The sequence below is a fragment of the Ruminococcus sp. CAG:330 genome (genome assembly GCF_000437175.1).
Taxonomy (GTDB): Bacteria; Bacillota; Clostridia; order Oscillospirales; family Ruminococcaceae; genus Ruminococcus_C.
In genome coordinates this window covers 1-2,191 of record NZ_FR898009.1, presented here as the reverse complement: position 1 = coordinate 2,191, position 2,191 = coordinate 1, and the positions used below count along the sequence as shown (strand labels likewise).

Genomic DNA, 2,191 nt, shown 5'->3' with positions numbered 1-2,191 from the left:
CGGCAGGAGGCTGCCGTCTGCCTGCGGGTGCTGCGTGGAAAATCGTTCGCATTTCCGGTCTATTTCGATCTGGAGGAACGGCGTGCGTTGGCGCTGGGCAGGGCTGCCTGTACAGCAATTGCGCAGGCGTTTCTGGAAACGGTGGAACAGGCGGGATACTTCGTCGGAATCTATTCCAGCAAGTCTCATCTGGAGAACTGTTTGACGGAGGAACTGCGGAAACGGTATGCCGTCTGGGTGGCGCACTACGGCGTGAAGCAAACGGACTATGCCGGACAGCACGGCATGTGGCAGTATTCCAGCACCGGCAGCGTGGACGGCATTGGCGGAAATGTGGATTTGAACGAGTGCTACACCGATTACGCCGCAATCATTTCCGGAAAAAAGCTGAACGGATACGGCGCAGCGCCGGAAAAGCTGCGGTACGACTGGAAAGCAGGGCAGCGGGTGCAGCTTGATAAGGAGAAGACCCAGCTCTTCGCCAATGACACATCGGCAACGCCGGCAGCATACCTGCCCAAGGGGGTATACTATATTTATGATGGTGTGCCGTGCGGACTGGGACGCTTTCGGGTCACCACGAGAGCGGAATTCTGCGAAAAAAAGCCGGCTGGCAAGTACGTCACCGGCTATGTGAGCGTGGATAATTTCCGGGAAGTTTAAGAGCTCGTGTTCACAGGCGTCTATCTACGTCTTTTCGGCAAATTTTGTTGCATACTGCGTGAAAAATTCTTGCCATACGAAAGTATGCCTGCAAATTTTTGCCTTGTCTGCAAAAAATTTGCTCGAAAATCCGCATGTATTTCCTATGAACACAAGCTCTAAGAACTCGTTTTCACAAATGGATACACGTGTCCTGTGAAGCGAGTTTTAAACATTTGCGGAAGAACATGTGGAAAATGGTGCAGCGCTGCGGAGGGATTCCGTGGCGCTGCTGTTTTTTACGGCGGAATGGATTTGCGTTTTTGCCGGAACGGAATCTTGACATCCGTTCGGTATCGTGCTATACTATATATTAAGTGTGTTTCGGCAGCAGCCGTAGAAAAATAGAAAAAGGATTGAAATTGCTATGAAATTAGGTATGGTGGGACTCCCCAACGTGGGAAAAAGCACCCTGTTCAATGCGCTGACCAATGCCGGCGCAGAATCTGCCAACTACCCGTTCTGCACCATTGAAAAGAACGTGGGCATTGTCTCCGTGCCGGACAGCCGTCTGGACAAGCTGGCGGAGATGTACGAGCCGGACAAGTTTACGCCGGCAACGCTGGAATTTGTGGACATTGCCGGTCTGGTCAAGGGCGCTTCCAAGGGCGAGGGACTGGGAAACAAGTTCCTCGGCGACATTCGTGAGGTGGATGCCATTGTGCATGTGGTTCGCTGCTTTGAGGATGACAACATCATCCACGTGGACGGCAGAATCAATCCGGCGTCGGACATCGAAACCATCAATCTGGAACTGATCTTCTCGGACATGGAGATGGTGGCACGCCGCATTGACCGCACCAAAAAGGCGCTGAAGGGCGATAAGAAGCTTCAGGCGCAGGTGGATTTTCTGGAGCGTTTGCAGGCGCATTTGGAAGAGGGCAAGTCTGCCCGTGGCTTCGACTTTACCGAGGACGAGCTGAGCTGGATCCATGACATGCCCCTGCTGTCTGCCAAGCCGGTCATCTATGCTGCCAACATGAGCGAGGAGGATTTCCGCAGCGGCGTGGACAAGAACGAGCACTATCAGGAGGTCAGGAAGATCGCCGAGGCAGAGCATGCTGCGGTTCTGCCCATCTGTGCCAAGATCGAAGAGGATATCGCCGACATGGACGCAGAGGACAAGGCAATGTTTCTGGAGGATCTGGGGCTGAAGGAATCCGGTCTGAACCGTATCATTCGGGAGGGCTATTCGCTGCTGGGTCTGATCTCCTATCTGACTGCCGGAAAGCAGGAAGTGCGTGCGTGGACGATCACCAAGGGCACCAAGGCACCGCAGGCAGCCGGAAAAATCCACACCGACTTCGAAAAGGGCTTCATTCGGGCGGAAATTGTCTCCTACGATGACCTTATGGCATGCGGTTCCATGGCTGCTGCCAAGGAAAAAGGTCTGGTTCGTCTGGAGGGCAAGGAGTATGTGATGCAGGACGGCGATATCGTGCTGTTCCGTTTTAACGTGTAAGAACCTGTCTTCACAAGCGTATACACG

At 53.6% G+C, this 2,191-nt stretch carries 2 protein-coding genes; both read left to right on the top strand.

Annotation, left to right across the window (positions count from 1 at the left end):
- Positions 1–663, top strand: a 663-nt coding sequence (locus QZL66_RS02145) for a GH25 family lysozyme (RefSeq protein WP_293601778.1), incomplete at its 5' end; no start/stop codon positions are given.
- Between the two features lie 406 nt (positions 664–1,069).
- Positions 1,070–2,164: a redox-regulated ATPase YchF gene (ychF, locus tag QZL66_RS02140; protein WP_022410117.1), complete on the top strand. Its 1,095-nt coding sequence runs from the start codon at positions 1,070–1,072 to the stop codon at positions 2,162–2,164.
- The last annotated feature ends 27 nt before the right edge of the window (positions 2,165–2,191 follow it).